The sequence below is a fragment of the Acidovorax sp. GW821-FHT10E04 genome (assembly GCF_059415185.1).
The window spans coordinates 362437-380827 of record NZ_JBWKMT010000001.1; the positions used below are offsets into that span (position 1 = coordinate 362437).

At 69.2% G+C, this 18391-nt stretch carries 20 protein-coding genes; 13 read left to right on the forward strand and 7 right to left on the reverse strand.

The genetic code is table 11. The features are described from left to right. The first annotated feature begins 33 nt into the window (after window positions 1–33). Window positions 34–663, forward strand: coding sequence for an Lcl C-terminal domain-containing protein (locus AC07OC_RS01620; protein ID WP_494600332.1), 630 nt, complete (start codon window positions 34–36; stop codon window positions 661–663). 24 nt (window positions 664–687) lie between these two features. Here AC07OC_RS01620 and AC07OC_RS01625 read toward each other — a convergent pair whose 3' ends face one another. Beyond that, window positions 688–1530 (reverse strand): EamA family transporter, encoded by an 843-nt coding sequence (locus AC07OC_RS01625; protein ID WP_492253378.1) that lies wholly within the window; start codon window positions 1528–1530, stop codon window positions 688–690. 123 nt (window positions 1531–1653) lie between these two features. Between AC07OC_RS01625 and AC07OC_RS01630 the strand changes: the two genes are divergently transcribed. Further along, window positions 1654–2559 (forward strand): LysR family transcriptional regulator, encoded by a 906-nt coding sequence (locus AC07OC_RS01630; RefSeq protein ID WP_218341046.1) that lies wholly within the window; start codon window positions 1654–1656, stop codon window positions 2557–2559. A 103-nt stretch (window positions 2560–2662) separates the two neighbouring features. Here the strand turns inward: AC07OC_RS01630 and AC07OC_RS01635 are convergent, their stop codons facing one another. The 3 genes from AC07OC_RS01635 to AC07OC_RS01645 form a co-directional block, all read right to left on the reverse strand. Then, window positions 2663–2971, reverse strand: a complete 309-nt coding sequence (locus AC07OC_RS01635; RefSeq protein WP_218294683.1) for a hypothetical protein — start codon at window positions 2969–2971, stop codon at window positions 2663–2665. 117 nt (window positions 2972–3088) lie between these two features. Next, on the reverse strand, window positions 3089–3637 hold the full coding sequence (locus tag AC07OC_RS01640) for a GNAT family N-acetyltransferase (protein ID WP_494600333.1): 549 nt from the start codon (window positions 3635–3637) through the stop codon (window positions 3089–3091). After that, window positions 3634–4251, reverse strand: a complete 618-nt coding sequence (locus AC07OC_RS01645) for a helix-turn-helix domain-containing protein (RefSeq protein WP_494595920.1) — start codon at window positions 4249–4251, stop codon at window positions 3634–3636. The genes AC07OC_RS01640 and AC07OC_RS01645 overlap by 4 nt, the downstream gene beginning before the upstream one ends. A 268-nt stretch (window positions 4252–4519) precedes the next feature. On the opposite strand from AC07OC_RS01645, the gene AC07OC_RS01650 reads away from it, so the two are divergent. From AC07OC_RS01650 to AC07OC_RS01690, 9 genes are all read left to right on the forward strand, one after another. Beyond that, window positions 4520–5608 carry a DUF6817 domain-containing protein gene (locus tag AC07OC_RS01650; protein WP_494600334.1) on the forward strand — a complete coding sequence of 363 codons (1089 nt, stop codon included), beginning with the start codon at window positions 4520–4522 and terminating at the stop codon, window positions 5606–5608. Window positions 5609–5711: 103 nt separating this feature from the next. Then, a complete protein-coding gene (locus tag AC07OC_RS01655) occupies window positions 5712–6509 on the forward strand; it encodes a MetQ/NlpA family ABC transporter substrate-binding protein (RefSeq protein ID WP_218294687.1) in 798 nt (265 codons plus the stop codon). A 123-nt stretch (window positions 6510–6632) separates the two neighbouring features. Next, window positions 6633–7841: an N-methyl-L-tryptophan oxidase gene (solA, locus tag AC07OC_RS01660; protein WP_494600335.1), complete on the forward strand. Its 1209-nt coding sequence runs from the start codon at window positions 6633–6635 to the stop codon at window positions 7839–7841. Between the two features lie 141 nt (window positions 7842–7982). Then, a complete protein-coding gene (locus AC07OC_RS01665; RefSeq protein ID WP_494600336.1) occupies window positions 7983–8474 on the forward strand; it encodes a rhodanese-like domain-containing protein in 492 nt (163 codons plus the stop codon). 59 nt (window positions 8475–8533) lie between these two features. Further along, window positions 8534–9469, forward strand: a complete 936-nt coding sequence (epsC, locus tag AC07OC_RS01670; protein WP_494600337.1) for a serine O-acetyltransferase EpsC — start codon at window positions 8534–8536, stop codon at window positions 9467–9469. Beyond that, window positions 9466–9738 (forward strand): helix-turn-helix domain-containing protein, encoded by a 273-nt coding sequence (locus AC07OC_RS01675; RefSeq protein WP_218341053.1) that lies wholly within the window; start codon window positions 9466–9468, stop codon window positions 9736–9738. Before epsC ends, AC07OC_RS01675 begins: the two co-directional genes overlap by 4 nt. A 78-nt stretch (window positions 9739–9816) precedes the next feature. Next, the gene (locus AC07OC_RS01680) at window positions 9817–10749 is read left to right on the forward strand and encodes a family 2A encapsulin nanocompartment shell protein (protein WP_218341054.1); all 933 of its coding nucleotides are present in this window, start codon (window positions 9817–9819) and stop codon (window positions 10747–10749) included. A 9-nt stretch (window positions 10750–10758) separates the two neighbouring features. Continuing rightward, on the forward strand, window positions 10759–12816 hold the full coding sequence (locus tag AC07OC_RS01685; protein ID WP_494600338.1) for a family 2A encapsulin nanocompartment cargo protein cysteine desulfurase: 2058 nt from the start codon (window positions 10759–10761) through the stop codon (window positions 12814–12816). Between the two features lie 196 nt (window positions 12817–13012). Continuing rightward, window positions 13013–13564 (forward strand): NADPH-dependent FMN reductase, encoded by a 552-nt coding sequence (locus AC07OC_RS01690; RefSeq protein WP_218294693.1) that lies wholly within the window; start codon window positions 13013–13015, stop codon window positions 13562–13564. Between the two features lie 168 nt (window positions 13565–13732). Here AC07OC_RS01690 and AC07OC_RS01695 read toward each other — a convergent pair whose 3' ends face one another. Continuing rightward, window positions 13733–14377, reverse strand: coding sequence for an FMN-dependent NADH-azoreductase (locus AC07OC_RS01695; protein ID WP_494600339.1), 645 nt, complete (start codon window positions 14375–14377; stop codon window positions 13733–13735). Window positions 14378–14627: 250 nt separating this feature from the next. Here AC07OC_RS01695 and AC07OC_RS01700 point away from each other — a divergent pair, with 250 nt between their 5' ends. Both AC07OC_RS01700 and AC07OC_RS01705 read left to right on the forward strand, forming a co-directional pair. After that, window positions 14628–15575 (forward strand): LysR family transcriptional regulator, encoded by a 948-nt coding sequence (locus tag AC07OC_RS01700; RefSeq protein ID WP_218294695.1) that lies wholly within the window; start codon window positions 14628–14630, stop codon window positions 15573–15575. Between the two features lie 170 nt (window positions 15576–15745). Beyond that, window positions 15746–16615: an HDOD domain-containing protein gene (locus AC07OC_RS01705; protein ID WP_218294696.1), complete on the forward strand. Its 870-nt coding sequence runs from the start codon at window positions 15746–15748 to the stop codon at window positions 16613–16615. Between the two features lie 33 nt (window positions 16616–16648). On the opposite strand, the gene AC07OC_RS01710 is transcribed toward AC07OC_RS01705, so the two are convergent. Together AC07OC_RS01710 and AC07OC_RS01715 are read right to left on the reverse strand one after the other, a co-directional pair. After that, entirely contained in the window at window positions 16649–17791 is a 1143-nt protein-coding gene (locus tag AC07OC_RS01710) for an ankyrin repeat domain-containing protein (protein WP_218341056.1), read from the reverse strand. Continuing rightward, the gene (locus AC07OC_RS01715; RefSeq protein ID WP_218341176.1) at window positions 17788–18333 is read right to left on the reverse strand and encodes a sigma-70 family RNA polymerase sigma factor; all 546 of its coding nucleotides are present in this window, start codon (window positions 18331–18333) and stop codon (window positions 17788–17790) included. Before AC07OC_RS01715 ends, AC07OC_RS01710 begins: the two co-directional genes overlap by 4 nt. Between the last annotated feature and the right edge of the window lie 58 nt (window positions 18334–18391).

Genomic DNA, 18391 nt, shown 5'->3' on the forward strand with positions numbered 1-18391 from the left:
CCCACCGTGGCCGCGCAGCCCCCCATCCAGCACATGACCACACCGTCCCGCCCACACCTTCATCCCGCCGCCTTGCTGGGCGGCGCACTGGCCTTCGCCACGGCCTGTGCCGCCCCCTGGCCCGCGCGGGCGGCCGAGCCCTTGGCCCCCACCGAATGGGCGCTGTCGAAGGATGGCGCGGTGGTCCTGGACCTGCGCGCCCGGCTGGCCTGGCCGCGCTGCGCCGAGGGCATGCAATGGAGCCGCCAGACCGGCACCTGCACCGGCAAGCCACGGTTGCTGGACCGCGCCGAAGCCGCGGCGCTGGCCAGCGACCGCTGGAAGGCAGAGGGCGTGGCCTGGCGCCTGCCGCGTGCGCCGGAGCTGCAGCGGCTCATCGACCGCACGGCCAGTCCCCCGGGCCTGAACGCCGCGCTGTTTCCGGCGGCCCCCGCGCAGTGGCACTGGTCCGCCACGGCCAATGTGGCCGCGCAACGGGGCAACCCGTACAACTACAACACTGTCATGCAGGGGCGTTCCGGCGACGCGGCGGCCCAGATGGGGGCGATCAATGGCTGGGCGGTGAACCTGTCCACCGGCGAGGCGCGCGGCGACGTGGCCCGCGCCAGCAAGCTGCCGGTGCGGCTGGTGCGCCCGCTCGGCGAGGCCGAAGCGCCGCAGTAGCTGCCCTGGCCGCTCGCACGGCCTTCAGGACGAGAGCCGCACCATCAGCAGCCCCGCGCACACCAGTGCGGCCGAAGCCATGCGCGCCGCGCCCAGGGGCTCCTTGAGCATCCAGGTGGAAATCAGCGCCACCAGCAGCACGCTGGTCTCGCGCAGGGCCGACACGGCGCCCATGGGCGCGCGCGCCAGGGCCCAGACGGCGATCCAGTAGGCGCCCATCTGCATCGTGCCGGCCGCGGCGCAGCGCCAGAGCATGGGCGGGTCGACCCGGAAGGCGCGGGGCCCTTTCCACCACAGAACGATGAGCGCCGTGGCGATGCCGTCGCCCAGCGTGAGCACCACCGCGAAGCCGATGGCCGACCCCGCCTGACGTGCCCCCAGCGCATCCACCACCGTGTAGGCGGCGATCAGCACCCCGGTCAGCAGCGCATACCCCACGGCCCGGCGCTGCGTGCCGCCACCCCGCACGAGCGCCAGCGACAACACGCCCGCGCACAGGCAGGCAACGCCCCACAGCGCCCCGGCCCCTGGCCATTCCCCCGCGAACATGGCCGCCCCCGCCACCACCAGCAGCGGCGCCGAGCCCCGGGCGATGGGGTAGACCTGCCCCATGTCGCCGTGGTTGTAGGCAATGGGCAAGGCGAAGTGGTAGGCCGTGTGCACCGCAACGGACAGCGCGAGCAGCGGCCAGCTGGCCGCGGCCGGCAGGTTGACCCATGGCAGCGCCAGCAGGGACAGACCGCTGCCCATGAGCGTGGTGATCGCCATGGCGGTGATGCGGTTGCCGCCCAGCTTGATGGCGCTGTTCCAGCCCGCGTTGAGCGCGGCCGACAGCAGCACGATGAGGAAGACGTCGTTGGTGAGCATGGCGATGGGGTTCCGGGGGCTGAGTGAGTGCGCGCAGTGGCCAGTTTTTTGATGGGCGAATGATGTTTTTCAGCCAGACATCTGTAAAGTTGAATTCAATGACTATTGAATTCAGGATTCCTGATGCGAAACCTCAACCTGGACCAGGTCCAGACCCTTGTTGCCATCGCCGACCTGGGCACGCTGGCCGCCGCGGCCCAGGCCCTGCACCTGGCGCCACCGACGGTCAGCCTGCACATCAGTGAACTGGAGTCGCGGCTGGGCGCCGCGCTGGTGGTGCGCGGCCGGCGCCAGGCCAGCCTGACGCCGGCTGGCGAGGCGCTCGTGGCCGGGGGGCGCCGCCTGCTGGCCGGGGCCGACGAGGTGGTGGAGCAGGTGCGCCGGCGCGCGCAGGGGCTGGAAGGCCTGGTGCGCCTTGCCACCACGGCGGGCGTGAGCGCGGGCTTGCTGCCCCGCCTGCTGGAGCGGCTGGCCCGTCAAAGCCCGGGCGTGGATGTGAAGCTGGATGTGCTCAGCTCCGCCGAGGCCATGGCCCGGCTCGGCGCGGGCACGCTGGATCTGGCCATCGTCGCGATGCCGCAGGCCGCCGGCCGCGACGTGCAGGTGCGCCCCTGGCGCACGGACCCCATGGTGGCGCTGATTCCGCCCGCGTGGGATGCGCCGGCGCAGGCCACGCCACAGTGGCTGGCCGGCCAGCGCTGGATGTCCTTCGGACCGGCCACGCAGATGTACCGGCTCATCGCCGGCTGGTTCGCGCAGGCCGGCCTGAACCCCCGCCCCCGCATGGAGCTGAACCACCCGCTGGCACTGCGCAGCCTGGTGGGCGCTGGCCATGGCGTGGCGGTGCTGCCGCTGGAGCAGCCCGGGGTGGCGGGCGGCGATGTGGAGCAGGACAACGCGGGCTTGCAGGTGCGCCCGCTGAGCCCGCCGCTGTGGCGGGAGCTGGGGCTGGCGCGGCGGGCGTCGCAGGTGCACGACACGGCCATCCTGGCGGTGTGGGCGGCACTGGAGTCCCTGGCCGTGCCGTGACGGGCACTGGCTGCGCGCTACCGTGCCTTGCCGCCTCCCTCATTCCCGGCCCCTGGTCCGTCCAGGCAGGGGCAGGGCAAGGCAATGGGCCCCCGAAAGGGGCTTACAGCAGCCGGACCTCGAAGTACGCGCCGTCTCCTTCCCCCAGGTCGCGAAACCCCGCCTGCCGCGCGGCGACGCTGGCTTTGCCCCATTGCTTGATCAAGGCGAGGTCACCGGCCGACACGATCTCGGGCGGCGATTCTTCCAGGCTGGACATGGTGTCCAGGGCCGCGGCGACCTGCGCGGGGCCGCCGAGCTGTTTTTCGAGCTCCCTGGCATAGCGTGCCTCGGCGGCCATGCGCTCCCGGGGCGGCAGCTCTTCAGGGTAGTCGCGCAGGGCGACCGCGTAAGTGGATTCAAGAACTTCCATGGCGCTTCTCCGTAAATGATTGACTGTATAAATATACAGTTTTATCGGGTGCGCTGCATGCGGGTTGGTCCGGGGCGGGTGCCGGGGGGCGCTGTCCCTGGAGGGACCGGGGAAAAGTCAGATCCGCTTGCAGAAGAACGTGGTGCCGCAGAACGCGCCGTCCGGCATCAGCGCATAGTCGGGCACCACGCCCACGCGCTGCCAGCCGGCGCGCTCGTACAGGCGCTCGGCGTCGCCGCCGGTCACGGTGTCGAGCACGAGCACGGTCTTGCCCTCGGCGCGCGCTGCGTCGTCCACGGCGGCCATGAGCTGCTGGGCGATGCCCCGGCGGCGGGCCTGGCGGTGCACCAGCATCTTGGCCACGTCGGCGCGGTGGGGCTGGTTGTCGGGCATGGCGGTGACGAGCTGCACGGTCCCCACGATGTGGCCTCCCGGGGCCTCGGCCACCAGCAGCACGCGTTCGTTGCGGGCCACGCCGTCGGCCACGCCGCTCCAGAACGCGAGGGCCTTGTCGCGCGGCAGCGGCCACATGAAGCTCACCGACGCCCCACCTTGCACGCAGTCGATCAGCACGTCGGCCAGCGCCGGCACGCTCGCGGCCGCCTCGCGGGCGCCCAGGCGCCGGATGGTGACGGCGGGCGAAGGGGCCCGTGTGTCGGTGGTCATGGTTTTCTCCTCGGGGTGGGGGATGCGAAGCGGGCAGGCGGCAGGCCCAGCGTGGTGAGCGCCACCAGGTAGCGCGCGGGCCGCGTGCCCGGGTTGTGGAACACGATGGGCTGGTTGAGCTGCATGGCCAGGCAGTCCCCCGCGCCCAGCGCCCAGGTGGTGGTGCCCACGGTCAGGTCCATGCGGCCTTCCACCAGCCAGACCTGCTGGTGGATGTCGGCATCGTGCACGGCCGAGTCGAGGGCGACGCGCTGGCCGGGCGGAAACTCCACCTCCACCAGCTGCAGCGGCGAGGGCGCGGGCGGCGACAGCCGGCGGCGCACATAGCCCGAGGCCGGGTCCTGCCAGCGGGGCTGGTCGGCGGCCCGGATCAGGGGCGAGGGCAGGGCCTCGCGCTCGCCATCGGTGCCGTCCTCGAAGAAGGAGGCGAGTGCCACGCTCAGCCCGACGGCCAGTTTGTCCAGCACGGCGGCCGTGGGGCTGCTCTGGCCGCGTTCGATCAGCGAGATGTTGGAGCGGCTCACGCCGCTGCGTTCGGCCAGCGTGTCCAGTGAGTAGCCCCGGGTGTCGCGCAGCTCGCGCAACCGGCGGGCGATGCGGTGGTTGATGTCCATGGCGGCAGTTTAATGGAAATTTATTCCATAAAACTGGAAATTGGTGGCGGCAAGCTCGCGGATGGGAGTGTCGCAGGATGGGGATGCGTCATATGGGAGACTTTTTGCTTCTGTTTTGATAGCTTGAAGCGTATATCCAGAAAGCGCTGCAGCCATTTTTATCGAATTGATACACCCACGTGGCCTTGGCGGCCCCCGCCAGCCGCGCTGATACTGTGTGTACTTTGCATTTCGATCTGCCAGAACAACCGCCGGAGACATTCAGACCATGATGCTGCCTTTTCACACGCTCGACCCCGACCTGTTTGCCCGTGCCCAGCCACTGCTGGATGAAGAGTGGCTGGCGCGCGACGCCGACCTCGCGCCCGCGCTGCCCACGGTGCTCGCACGCAACGTGGGGCAGGACTGGCACAAGGCGGGCACCTTCCGCCACCATCTGGTGGGCGTGGCGCGCTCGCTAACCGTGTGGCGGCAGCCGCGCGATGTGCGCCTTCTGGGGCTGCTGCACAGCGTGTATGGCAATGCCTTCGTGGACCTGGTGAAGTTCGACCCCGCCCGGGAGCGTGCGCGCGTGCGCGAGATCGCGGGCGAATCGGCCGAGCACCTGGTCTACCTGTTCTGCACGCAGTCGCGCACGCAGTTCGTGCAGCGCGTGCTGGCCGGGCAGCTGGAGCCCGATGGCAGCCTGGCGCTGGAGAAGGACGGCGTGCGCCACGTGCTCACGCCCTACGAGGTGGCGGCGTTCATCATCGTGAGCATGGCCGACACCATCGAGCAGTGGTTCAGCTGGCAGGACGACATCTTTTCGCGCTTCCCCGCGGTGCAGCACCGTCCCCAGCCGGTGCACTGGGCCGCGTCGCTGTGGCCCGGGCCGATGCGGCCGAGCGGACGCATGGTCTCGCAGATCAACGGCCTGGGCCTGGCGCTGCAGCACCCGGGCCTCCAGGGCCTGCTGCCCACGCCGCCCGTGTTTGCCCATTGCACGCAGCCGCTGGCGGCGGCGGACGAGGCGGCGGCCGCCTCGCTGTACTGGTCGGTGATCCAGCAGGACCAGCCGCTGGTGGACCTGGATGTGGCCACCGGGGTGCTGGAAAGCGCGGTCCGTCACAACCCCTGGGTGGGCGAGCCACAGATGGTGCTGGCGCAGCTGTATCTGTCGGCGGGCCGCAGGCAGGACGCCAGGGCGGCGGCGGACAGCGCGCTGCAGCTGTTCAGCGCCTGGGGGAATTCGTGGGACAAGCGGGTGCAGTGGGACGCCTGGGTGGCCTGGACGCGCATTTTGCTTCAGGGCGCGACGGTGGAAGGCACCTGGCCCGAGCGACTGGACAAGCTCAACAACGTCGCGCTGCGAGGGTGACAAACGTTATTCATATTAATTGTAAGAACATAAAAACTTATTCGTTCCAGTTTTATCGGGGAAACCCTAGGATGCCTGCATCTCTTAACGAAAGGTGTCTTCCGTGAACAAGCGCTCGCTGCTGCAAACCACTCTCGCCCTGGCCCTCGCCGCCGGCTTTTCGACCGGCGCCCTGGCGCAGGACAAGCCCCTGAAGATCGGCGTGACGGGCGGTCCCCATGCGCAGATCTTCGAAGTGGTCAAGAAGGTCGCCGAGAAGGACGGCCTCAAGATCCAGGTCGTCGAGTTCAGCGACTACGTGCAGCCCAATGCCGCGCTGTCGGCCGGCGACCTCGATGCCAACAGCTACCAGCACAAGCCCTACCTGGATGCCCAGGTCAAGGACCGTGGCTACAAGCTGGTGCCCGTGGGCTATACCGTCAATTTCCCGATCGGCCTGTATTCCAAGAAGGTCAAGAAGCTCGAAGACCTGAAGGAAGGCGCCAAGTTCGGCATTCCCAACGACCCCACGAACGGCGGCCGCGTGCTGCTGGTGCTGCAGGACAAGGGCCTGATCAAGCTGCGTGACGGCGCCGACCTGAAGGCCACGCCGCTGGACGTGGTGAGCAACCCCAAGAAGCTCAAGTTCGTGGAACTCGATGCCGCCCAACTGCCCCGCTCGCTGGATGATCTGGACGCCTCGGCCATCAACACCAACTTCGCGCTGTCGGCCGGCCTGAACCCGGGCAAGGACGCCATCGCGCAGGAAAACGCCAAGAGCCCCTACGTCAACCTGATCGCCGTGCGCGAAGCCGACAAGGACAAGCCCTGGGTGGCCAAGCTCGTGAAGGCCTACCACTCGGAAGAAGTGCGCAAGTTCATCCAGACCGAGTTCAAGGGTTCGGTGCTGCCAGGCTTCTGATGCTTCCAGCTGCCGTTGCCTGAACGGGCCCCGGGACGGCTTGTCCGCGGGCGTGCCGCACCCTGCGCGGCGCCATGGTGCCGCCCGGCCACCTGCTGCCGGTGCTGATCATCGGATCGTTGCATGGCACATTTCGACAGTATCGTCGTCGGCCTCGGGGCCGTGGGCTCCGCCACGCTGTACCAGCTGGCGCGGCGCGGGGCCAGGGTGCTCGGGCTGGACCAGTTCCAGCCGCCGCACAGCCTGGGCTCCTCGCACGGCCAGACCCGCATCACCCGGCTGGCGGTGGGCGAGGGCGACGAATACGTGCCCCTGGTGCGCCGCTCGCACGAGATCTGGCGCGAACTGGAGGTCGCGACCGGCCAGCCCATCTACACCCGCACCCACGGCCTGGTGCTCGGTCCGCGCGATGGCGCGCCGCTGCACCAGGGACGCTGCCTGGACTTCGTGCACAACACCATCGAGATCGCGCGCCGCCATGGCATAGACCACGAGGTGCTGGACCATGCCGACCTGCGCCGGCGCTACCCGCAGTTCCAGCTCAACGACCACGAATTCGCCTACTGGGAGCGCGACGCCGGCTTCGTGCGGCCCGAGGCCGCCGTCAGCGCCCAGTTGCAACAGGCCCAGGTGCATGGCGCCGCGGTGCAGACAGGGGTGCGCGTGACCGGCCTCGCGCGCGAAGGCGGGCACCTGCGGGTGGACACCACGCAGGGCCGCTACAGCGCCGGGCAGGTGGTGCTGGCCGCGGGCCCCTGGCTCCCGGGCCTGCTGGGCCAGGAGCTGCGCCATGCCTGGGCACCCCGGCTGGCGGTGTACCGCCAGGTGATGTTCTGGTTCGACGTGGGGGCCGCCAGGCCCTCGTTCGAGCCCGGGGTGTTTCCGGTCTTCATCTGGACCTTTCGCGACGGACCGGACGACTCGATCTATGGGTTCCCGATCGCGGATGAGGGCGCGCCGGCCTTCAAGGTGGCCACCGCGCAGTACCTGGAGACCACCACCCCGGACACCGTGGACCGCACCGTGGCCGATGCCGAGAAGCACAGCATGCTGCAGCGCCACGTGCTGCCGCGCTTTGATGCCCCGGCCGCCCGCTGCACTGACGCCCGCGCCTGCCTGTACACCGTGACTCCCGACCACGGCTTCGTCGTCGACCGGCTGCCCGGCTGGCCAGGCGTGCACGTGGCCTCCGCCTGCTCGGGCCATGGCTTCAAGCACTCGGCCGCCGTGGGGGAGGCCCTGGCGCAGCAGGTGCTGGACCTGCCGGAGCGCCTGGATCTGCGGCCCTTTGGCCATGCCCTGCACGGGTTGGCAGCCACAGGGTTTGCCTGAACAAACTCAAGGATGTTTTGGTTTTATAGAAACCAAATTTTATTCTTTTGGGTTTTATGAGAAGGGTTCTAGAGTGAACACATTGTTCACGGCAGCCCCGCCCATGAGGGCTGCGAAACCCTAGCCTCAAGGACCCCTGCCATGCTTTCATCCGCCATCCAGGACACCCAGGACGCTGTGCTCGCACACGAATTGGAATCTGCCCGCTCGGTCGCACTGGCGTCCGGCCTGCCCTATGCGGGCGGCGTTGCGCCCACCGTGGCGTGGAAACTCGTCCTGGCCGGCGATGCCGTGCTGGTGGACGTGCGCTCGGCCGAAGAGCTGAAGTTCGTCGGCCAGGTGCCGGACAGCCTGCACGTGCCCTGGGCCACGGGCACCGCCCTGCAGCGCAACCCGCGCTTCGTGCGCGAGCTGGAGGCCCGCCTGGCCAGCCACGGCGGCAAGGAGGCCACGGCGCTGCTGCTGTGCCGCAGCGGCAAGCGCTCGGCCCTGGCGGCCGAGGCGGCGGCCAAGGCCGGCTTCACCCGCGTCTTCAACGTGCTCGAAGGCTTCGAGGGCGAGATCGACCAGCGCCAGCAGCGCGGCGGCTCCGACGGCTGGCGCTTTCACGGCCTGCCCTGGGTCCAGGACTGAAGAACCGACTGCCCGCGGCCAACCCCCTCACGACTGAACCACTGCTCTCTCTTCTTCCCATGGCCGTCTTCAACATCGAACCCATCGTGCAGTCGCTGCACGCCGTGCGCCGCGACTGGCGCAGCCTGCAAAAGCGCTCCCAGGAGCCGGGCGGGCGCGAGTTCCCCTCGCGCGATGCGCTGGCCGACATCGTGGAACAGCTCAAGGGCGTGCTGTTTCCCATGCGCCTGGGCCCGCCCGATCTGCGCCAGGAGAGCGAGGACTTCTATGTAGGCCACACGCTGGACGCCGCCCTGCACGCGCTGCTGGCGCAGATCCGCCTGGAGCTGCGCTACGTGCTGCGCCACCAGCCGGTGGAAGAGCAGAACATCGAAAAGCGCGCCGTGCAGGCGGCACGCACTTTCGCCGCGGCGCTGCCCGAGACGCGCAGCTTGCTCGACAGCGACGTGCTGGCCGCCTACCACGGCGATCCGGCCGCGCGCAGCGTGGACGAGGTGCTGCTGTGCTACCCCGGCATCCTGGCCATGATCCACCACCGCCTGGCGCACACGCTGTACCAGCTGGAGCTGCCGCTGCTGGCGCGCATCGTGGCCGAGCAGGCCCATGCGCAGACCGGCATCGACATCCACCCCGGCGCGCAGATCGGCGCGGGCTTTTTCATCGACCACGGCACGGGCGTCGTGATCGGCGAGACCGCGGTGATCGGCGAGCGCGTGCGTGTCTACCAGGCCGTCACGCTGGGCGCCAAGCGCTTTCCCACGGACGAGGATGGGCATTTGCAGAAGGGACTGCCGCGCCACCCGGTGGTGGAAGACGATGTGGTCATCTACGCCGGGGCCACGGTGCTCGGCCGGGTGACGCTGGGGCGCGGCGCCACCATCGGCGGCAATGTCTGGATCACGCACGACGTGCCCGCGGGCGGCAACGTGACCCAGGCCCTGTCGCGCCACAACGGGCACCACGACGGCGACGAACCCAGGGTGGGCGTGGCATGAGTGAGGTGCTGGTACGCAGTTTCGGGACCGCCGTGCGGCGCCTGCGCGAAGCGCGCGGCTGGTCGCAGGAGCAACTGGCCGGGCATGCCGACCTGAACCGCTCCTACGTGGGCGAGATCGAGCGCGGCCGCGCCATTGCCTCGCTGGTCACCATTGACAAGCTCTCGCAGGCCCTGGGCGTGAGCAGTGCCACGCTGCTCGGACATTGCGACGAATTGAACAGCGCCCATGTGCTGAAAGGCTCGCGATTGGCGGCTATAGCATGTTGAAGCGATAGCGGGGGAATCCGACACTGGCTGGGAATCGAAACCTGTTCGTTTACCAACCTTTCTGATACGGAGCCTCACATGACGGCAACAGTGGGCGGCACGACCGCCCTGGGCGACAACGCAGCACGGCAACTTGCCAACGCGACCAAGACCACCGCACAACTCTCGACCATCTCGCCGCGCTGGCTCACGCACCTGCTGCAGTGGGTGCCGGTGGAGGCAGGCATCTACCGCCTCAACCAGGTCAAGAACCCCGAGCTGATCAAGGTCACCTGCACGGCCCGCGAGGAAGAGAACCAGTTGCCGCGCACCTTCGTGGACTACGAAGAGAACCCGCGCGAGTTCTTCCTGAACGCCGTGAGCACCGTGCTCGACGTGCACACCCGCATCTCCGACCTGTACAGCAGCCCGCACGACCAGATCAAGGAACAGCTCCGCCTGACGATCGAGACGATCAAGGAAAACCAGGAGAGCGAGCTCATCAACAACCCCGACTACGGCCTGCTGGCCCAGGTGACGGAAGAGCAGCGCGTGTTTCCGCTCACCGGCGCGCCCACGCCGGACGACCTGGACGAGCTGCTCACCAAGGTCTGGAAGGAGCCCGCCTTCTTCCTGGCCCACCCGCTGGCGATCGCCGCCTTCGGCCGCGAGGCCACGCGCCGTGGCACGCCGCCGCCCACGGTGAGCCTGTTCGGCTCGCAGTTCATCACCTGGCGCGGCATTCCGCTGATCCCATCGGACAAGGTGCCTGTGGCCGACGGCAAGAGCAAGATCCTGCTGCTGCGCGTGGGCGACAAGCGCCAGGGCGTGGTCGGCCTGTTCCAGCCCGGCCTGCCGGGCGAGCAAAGCCCCGGCCTGTCGGTGCGCTTCATGGGCATCAACAACCATGCCATCGCGTCCTACCTGATCTCGCTGTACTGCTCGCTGGCCGTGCTCACGCCCGATGCCCTGGCCGTGCTGGACGACGTGGAGATCAACAAGTACCACGACTACCCCGACACCTACAAGTAAAGCGGCCGCGTGGTGACCACTCCATCCTCCCTTCCTGCCAGCGTGCCCGCCACGCTGCAGCCGCCGATCGACCCGGCGCTGCTGGCCGGGCTGGCGACGGCCCTGTTCGCGGCCCGGCCTGGCGAAGAGCCGCGCTTTGCCGGGCCGGCCGCAGGCCGGCCCTCCACGCCACCGGGCTCGCTGCCTGGTGCGGGGCAGGGCACGCCCTGGCCGCCTGGCGTGCAGGCGCCCGTCAACATCGCACCGGCCGGCTCGCCGCTGGTCAGCCCGGCGGGCTTTGGCCCCGGCGTGCCCGGCACCCCCATCCCGCAAGGGCTGGTGCCGGGTGCCAACCTGGTGCCGGCCTCGCCCACGCCGCTGGCCTCGCTGGCGCACCGCGCGCCGGCCCTGCTGCCGCATGCGGTGGCTGGCAACGGCGTACCCGACTCGGTGATCAGCACCTTGCCGGCCTACGAGCCGCGCTTTGGCAGCGGCGTGCTGGGGGTGCCCGAGGCGGCGCAGCCTTCCGCACCACCCGTCCCATCGACAGCATCGCCGTACTACTTTCTCGGTGAGCGCCATGGCCACCCGCTGGCGGCCGACCGCGCACCGCAGGTGGCACCGCCCGACGGGCATGGCGCCGTTCCCGGCGGGCTCGATGCCCTGGCGCGCCTGCCTTTTGCCGCACCCGAAGTGCCGCGCGTGGGCTCGCCCACGGCCGGCACCGGCGTGCCCAGCACGGTGCCATCGACCGAGCCGCGTTTCTACTTCGCCCACGCCGTGGTGCTGCCCGGCGGCTACACCACGCCCGGCCGTGCCCCGGCTGCCGGCAGCGTCCCGCAGGCCGACCGCAGCGCCCACCCCGCGTTCGACGTGCATGCGGTGCGCCGCGACTTCCCGGTGCTGCAGGAGCGCGTGAATGGCCGCCAGCTCGTCTGGTTCGACAATGCGGCCACCACGCATAAGCCGCAGTCGGTCATCGACCGCATCAGCCACTTCTACGCGCACGAGAACTCCAACATCCACCGCGCGGCGCATGAACTGGCGGCCCGTGCCACGGACGCCTACGAGGGCGCGCGCCAGCGCGTGCAGCGCTTCATCAATGCGCCCGACGTGAACGAGGTGATCTTCGTGCGCGGCGCCACCGAGGCCATCAACCTGGTGGCCAAGAGCTGGGGCGCGCAGCATGTGGGCGAGGGCGACGAGATCATCGTCAGCCACCTGGAGCACCATGCCAACATCGTGCCCTGGCAGCAGCTGGCCGCCGCCAAGGGAGCGCGCCTGCGCGTGATCCCGGTGGACGACTCGGGCCAGGTGCTGCTCGACGAATACCAGAAGCTGCTCAACGACCGCACCAGGATCGTCGCCGTCACCCAGGTCTCCAATGCCCTGGGCACCGTGGTGCCGGTCAAGGAGATCGTGGCCCTGGCCAGGCGGGCGGGCGCCACGACCCTGGTCGACGGCGCGCAGTCGGTCGCGCACATGCGGGTGGACGTGCAGGACCTGGGGGCCGACTTCTTCGTGTTCTCGGGCCACAAGGTCTTCGGACCCACTGGCATCGGCGTGGTCTGGGGCAAGCGTGCGGTGCTCGAAGACATGCCGCCCTGGCAAGGCGGCGGCAACATGATTGCCGACGTGACCTTCGAGAAGACGGTGTTCCAGCCCATCCCGAACAAGTTCGAGGCCGGCACCGGCAACATCGCCGACGCCGTGGGCCTGGGCGCCGCCATCGACTACGTGAACCGGGTGGGCATCGAGAACATCGCGCGCTACGAGCACGAACTGCTGGTCTACGGCATGCGCCACCTGGGTGCGATCCGCGGCGTGCGGCTCATCGGCACGGCCGACGACAAGGCCAGCGTGATGTCCTTCGTGCTCGCGGGCTACACCACGGAAGAGGTGGGCAAGGCGCTCAACGAGGAGGGCATCGCCGTGCGCACCGGCCACCACTGTGCCCAGCCCATCCTGCGCCGCTTCGGCGTGGAGACCACGGTGCGGCCTTCGCTGGCGTTCTACAACACCTTCGACGAGATCGACCGCCTGGTGGCCGTGGTGCAGCGCCTGGCCGGGCAGCGGCGCGCGGGCTAGCGGCCGACCGGGCGGGCCTTCATGGCGGCGCAATACGCTATACAAAATGCAGCAATTGCGCCGGGCCCGCCGCCCTGCGTTTTCGCGGGGCTGTGGCTATCATGGCAAGCGCTGTGTACAGCATGGCCCGGTACGTTCCGGTCGATGCCATGCGGTGCTTTTTTTCTCCGTTGTCGTCCATTCACAAGGAGTTTTCATGAGCAATGTCCAGATCGCCGTCATCGTCGGCAGCCTCCGCAAGGATTCCTTCAATCGCCAGCTGGCCACCGCCATCGCGCGGCTGGCACCGGCGGATTTCCAGTTCACGCAGTTGCGCATTGACGACCTGCCTTTGTACAACCAGGACGACGATGGCCAGCAGGCCGCGCCAGTGTTGCGCCTCAAGCGCGAGATCCAGGCCGCGCAGGGCGTGCTTTTCGTGACGGCGGAGTACAACCGGTCCATCCCCGGCGTGCTCAAGAACGCCATCGACCATGCGTCGCGGCCCTATGGCCAAAGTGCATGGGCGGGCAAGCCCGCGGGCGTGATCGGCGCGTCGGTGGGGGCCATCGGCACGGCCCTGTCGCAGCAGCACCTGCGCAACGTGCTGGCCTACCTTGACATGCCCACCCTGGGCCAGCCCGAAGCATTCATCCATGCCAAGGACGGTCTTTTCGATGCCGATGGCAACGTGGGCGAAGGCAGCAGGAAGTTTCTGCAAGGCTGGGTGGACAAATACGTGGCCTGGGTGAAGGCGCACGCGGCCTGAGCGGCCGCGCCATCTGCACCTTTGGCGTCAGCGCGCGCAGGGGCGCAGATGCCGCTCGAAGAAGCTCAGAGGGTCTGCGATCACGGCTGCCCTGATGCGGGGGGCCGCCGGCGGCAGCAGTTGCGGTGCAGCCGGCTGGCGGCGGTCCAGCCCGGCTGCGGATGCCGCTCAGGCTGCCTGTGCCACCCGGGCCTGGTTGGCCGCGACGGTGGTGTGGGCCTGCAGGTCACGGTCGGCATTGGCCAGGGCCGCTGCCTTGGCGTCCGGGCCCATGCCCACGCCTTCGGCGCGCACGAAGCGCACGTCGGTGATGCCGAAGAAACCGAACACGACCTTCAGGTAGCTTTCCTGGTGCTCCAGGGCCTGGCCGCCTTCGCTGGTGGAATACACGCCGCCGCGGCTGGACGCCACGATCACCGTCTTGCCCTCGGCCAGGCCCACGGGGCCCTTGTCGGTGTACTTGAAGGTGCGGCCCGTCTGCGCGATGCGGTCGATCCAGGCCTTGAGCTGGCTGGGTATCGAGAAGTTGTACAGCGGAGCGCCGACCACGATCACGTCGGCGGCCAGGAACTGGCTCACCAGCGCTTCGGACACGGCGTTTTCCTGGCGCTGGAGTTCCGTCGCCGCGCCCTGGCCGGTGCGAAAGCCCAGGGAGTCGGATGACAGGTGCGAAGGAGCCTGGGCGGCGAGGTCGAGGTACTGCACGCTGGTGCCGGGGTGGCTGGCCTGCCATGCGCCCACGATGCGGGCGGTGAGTTCGCGGGAGACGGATTGTTCGCCGGTGATGGCGGAATCGATGTGAAGCAGTTGCATGAGAGAACTCCTTGGGGGTGTGTCAGCGGTGGGACCACGGCGTGTGGCCATGGGATGAATTGTGAGGATGCATCAAAATGTTGATAAGGTAGTGAACTTGCGATAGATTGTTCTATCCATAGAACGATCAGGGCGTGTGATGCGCCTTGCCTTACCGTGGGACCTCCATGCCGGTGATCGCTGGGCGCGGGCACAGGCCTTGTGGTCCCGGCTTTCGCGGGCACGTCAACGTGCACAACACGCTCTCACCATGCAAGACCTCAACGACATGCTGTATTTCGCCGAAGTGGTGGAGCGGGGCGGCTTCGCCGCCGCCGGGCGGGCGCTGGGGATCCCCAAGTCGCGCCTCTCTCGGCGCGTGTCGGATCTGGAAACGCAACTGGGCGTGCGGCTGTTGCAGCGCACCACGCGCAAGCTCTCGCTCACCGAGGTGGGAGAAGCCTATCTGCGCCATTGCCAGGCCATGCGGGAATCCGCCCAGGCGGCTGCCGACACCGTGGCCCAGGTGCAGACGGCACCGCGGGGCACCATCCGCGTGAGCTGTCCGGTGACGCTGGCGCAGACCGTGCTGGCCGAGCTGATGCCGCAGTTTCTTTCCACCTACCCCGAGGTGCGGGTGGAGATGCTGGTGAGCAACCGCGCCGTGAACCTGGTGGAGGAAGGCATCGACGTGGCGCTGCGCGTGCGGCCCTCGGTGGAGGACAGCGGCAGCATGGTCGTCAAGCGCCTTGACCATGCAACCCAGATCCTGGTGGCCAGCCCGGACCTGCTGATCCGCCAGGGCACCCCCGAGACGCTGGAGGACCTGGGGCGGCTCGACAGCATCGCCATGTCGGCGCCCGATGGCCGGTCCACCTGGAACCTCATCGGGCCCGGCGGTGTGCACCAGGTGGTGCACCACGCCCCCCGCTACGTGGCCGATGACCTGCTGACCCTCAAGATCGCGGCGATGGCGGGCACCGGCATCTGCTGGATGCCGGACTACATGTGCTCCGAGGAAATACGGGCGCGCCGGCTGGTGCGGGTGCTGCCGGACTGGGCTCCCCTGCCCGCCATCGTGCATGCGGTGTTTCCATCGCGCCGGGGCCTGTCCCCGGCGGTGCGGCGTTTTCTGGACTACCTGGGCGAGGCCATGCCCGGACGCAGCAGCCTGAGCACCCGCCAGGCCCTGATGGGGGTGGACGGGGCGGATATCTGAGCCGTGGCTGCGGCGCGGCGCGCCCGGCGTGCGGCATCGCCGGCCGTGGAAAAGACGGTGCCCCACCCGTGCCGCGCCTGCGCCCCGCCTTTTGGCGCCACAATGCAACGAATTGCAACTGTGCGGGCAACCCCTGTGTGTACCGTACCGGGGCGGCCCGGTGATTCTTCGTGACCGCTCCACACCCCATCGATCAAGATATCCGGCAAGCCCGCGTGCACCCTGCGGTGCGGGCCATCGTGGTCCCGCCGTGCCCCGAGTCGCTGCTGCGCCTGCAGCAGATCGTGGCCGCGCCCGAGCTGGACTCTGCCGCCCTGGAGCAACTGGCCTCCTCGGACGTGGCCCTGGCCGCCGCCGTGATGCGGCTGGCCAACAGCCCGCTGTATGGCCTGGCCCAGCCGGTGCAGACCGTGGGCATGGCGCTCACGGTGCTGGGCCTGCAGCCGGCGGTGGAGCTGCTGTCGGCCTTCATCACGCGCAATGCCCTGCAGGTGCGGTCTCCGCTGCTGGAGCATTTCTGGGAAAGCTCGCAGCGCCGCGCCATCGCGTGCGAGCACATCGGCCACCAGCTCTACAGCTTTGACCCGGGCCTGGGCTACAGCTTCGGGCTGTTCTGCCATGTGGGCATGCCCGTGCTGGTGAAGGCCGTGCGGGGCTATGCCGGCACCGTGACCGAGGCCCTGGCCCGCAAGGACCGCACCTTCACCCAGACCGAAAACGCCAGCCACCGCACCGACCACGCGGTGATGGGCGCCATCGTGGCCCGCACCTGGCACCTGCCGGGGGATGTGGCGCAGGCCATCTGGCTGCACCACGACTTTGCGTGCCTGGGCGATGAGCGCTTCAACCCCACGGTTCGGCACCTCGTGGCGCTGGGCCTGCTGGCCGAGTACCTGGTGAACCACCACGACAGCCTGGCCCCCACGCGCGAATGGCTGCAGCATGGCCAGGCCTGCATGCAGCATCTGCATGTGACGCAGGATGAGCTGGACCACTGGATCGACGCGCTGCACCCGGCTTTCGAGGCCGTGCGGTTCTGAGCCTGGACACTCCCTGCGCTGGAGGTTCCGCGGCTAGCGTTGTTCAGCCTCGATGAGGTCCGCAATGCGCGCATGTCCCCGTTGCCGGGCTTGCTGCGCCGCGTTCAGGCCTTCGCGGTCCACCAGGGTTCGGTTGGCGCCCAGGGCCAGGAGTTTCTGGACGGCGGTGGCCTGGCCGTGGATGGCCGCGAGCATCAGTGCCGTCCTGCCAGCGCTGTCGCGGGCGTCGATGGGCACGCCCTGGCGAACCAGGCTTTCCGCCTGGAGGGCGTCGCCTGCGCGGGCGGCTTCCCACAAGTGCCGCGACAACAAGGCGCTGGAACCCGCATCGGCGCTGGGTGCGGTGGCAGCAAGTTTGCCGTTCGCAGCATTGCCGCCTTGTAGGCTGCGGGCCGCAGCAGCGGCGGCAGGTGCCGCAGCGGATGGCATGGCCTGGGGCTGTGGCGCCACTTCCCTCGAAGCGGCACCATCTTGCGCAACGGAGCGCTCGCGCATCTCGGCGCGGGGGGCTGGCGCAGCGGAGGGCGCGGGGGGCGGTGCGGGACGGGGCGTGATGGCCTTCTCGGCCGTCATGGGCGGCGATGCGGGAAAGCCTGAAACGGCCCCGGCTGCGCTGTGGCCCGGTGAGGACTCGGCCTCGGGGGCCGCGATTGCGGGGGCCGGTGCCGGTACAGTCTTGGCCAGTGGCCTGGCCTGGCCTGGCGCCGCAGACGCAGGTTTTTGTGCCGTGGACCTGGCCGGTGGGATCGCCGTGTCGCGGGCACGGTCTGGCAAACCCGCAGCGGCCGATGGCGCCGTTGAGTTTGTTTCTGCCGCTGGGGCCGTGGAAGGTGCAGGTGCGGGAGCTGGCAATGCGGCGGGGGCTGGCGCTTCGGCCCGGCGCTGGCCATAGGCGACTTCTTTTTCTTCGGGCGTCCCGCGCTCGAATTGCAGCATCAGCAAGCCAGTCAGCCCCACCACGGCCACGGTGGCCAGGGCCGAGATCTTCCAGCGCGACTGGTTGGCGGCGGCACGGGTGGGTGGGGCTGCCGTGGGTGATGGGGCCGTGGCGGCTGCTGCCGCCAGCATCTGCGCATGCGCGCGCACAGCATCGCGCACCTGCGCGCCGGGGCGGGCATCTTCCTGCGCGCTGGCTTCGCGGTATCGCCGGACCAGTTCGTCGTCTGGCGCGCTCATGCTGCAAACTCCTTGAGGTGCTGGCGAAGGCTGACCCGCGCATAACGCAGGCGGCTCTTGGCGGTTTCAAAATTCACGCCCGTGGCCTGTGCAATCTCCTGCACGCTGAGGTCACCTTCGGCCTGCAGCAGAAAGGCCTCCCGCTGTTCGAGGGGCAGTTGCTCCACGGCGGCGATCAGCGCCGCCGCCTGCTCGCGGGACTGCAACTGCCGCACCGGCCCGAAGCCGGAGTCGGCCACCAGCGTGTCCGCCAGGCTGCGCGCGTCGTCGTCGTCGCTCGCGTCCAGGCTGGCGTGGTTCTTGGCGGTGCGCAGGTGGTCGACCAGCCGGTTGTGCGCCAGTGTGAACAACCAGGTGCGGAATTTCGCCTTCACCTCGTAGCTGCCGGCATGGCGCGCCACGGCAAACCAGACATCCTGCAGCAGGTCGTCGGCCACGGCCTGGACCTTGACGCTGCGAAACACGAACCGCCACACCGCCAGTTCGTGCCGGCCATACAGCGCGTCGAATGCGCCCATGTCTCCCCCGGCATAACGCAGCATGAGCATCTCGTCGGTTTCGTCCGTGGGGGCGGGGGAGGGGGCGGTCGGCACCCGCGCA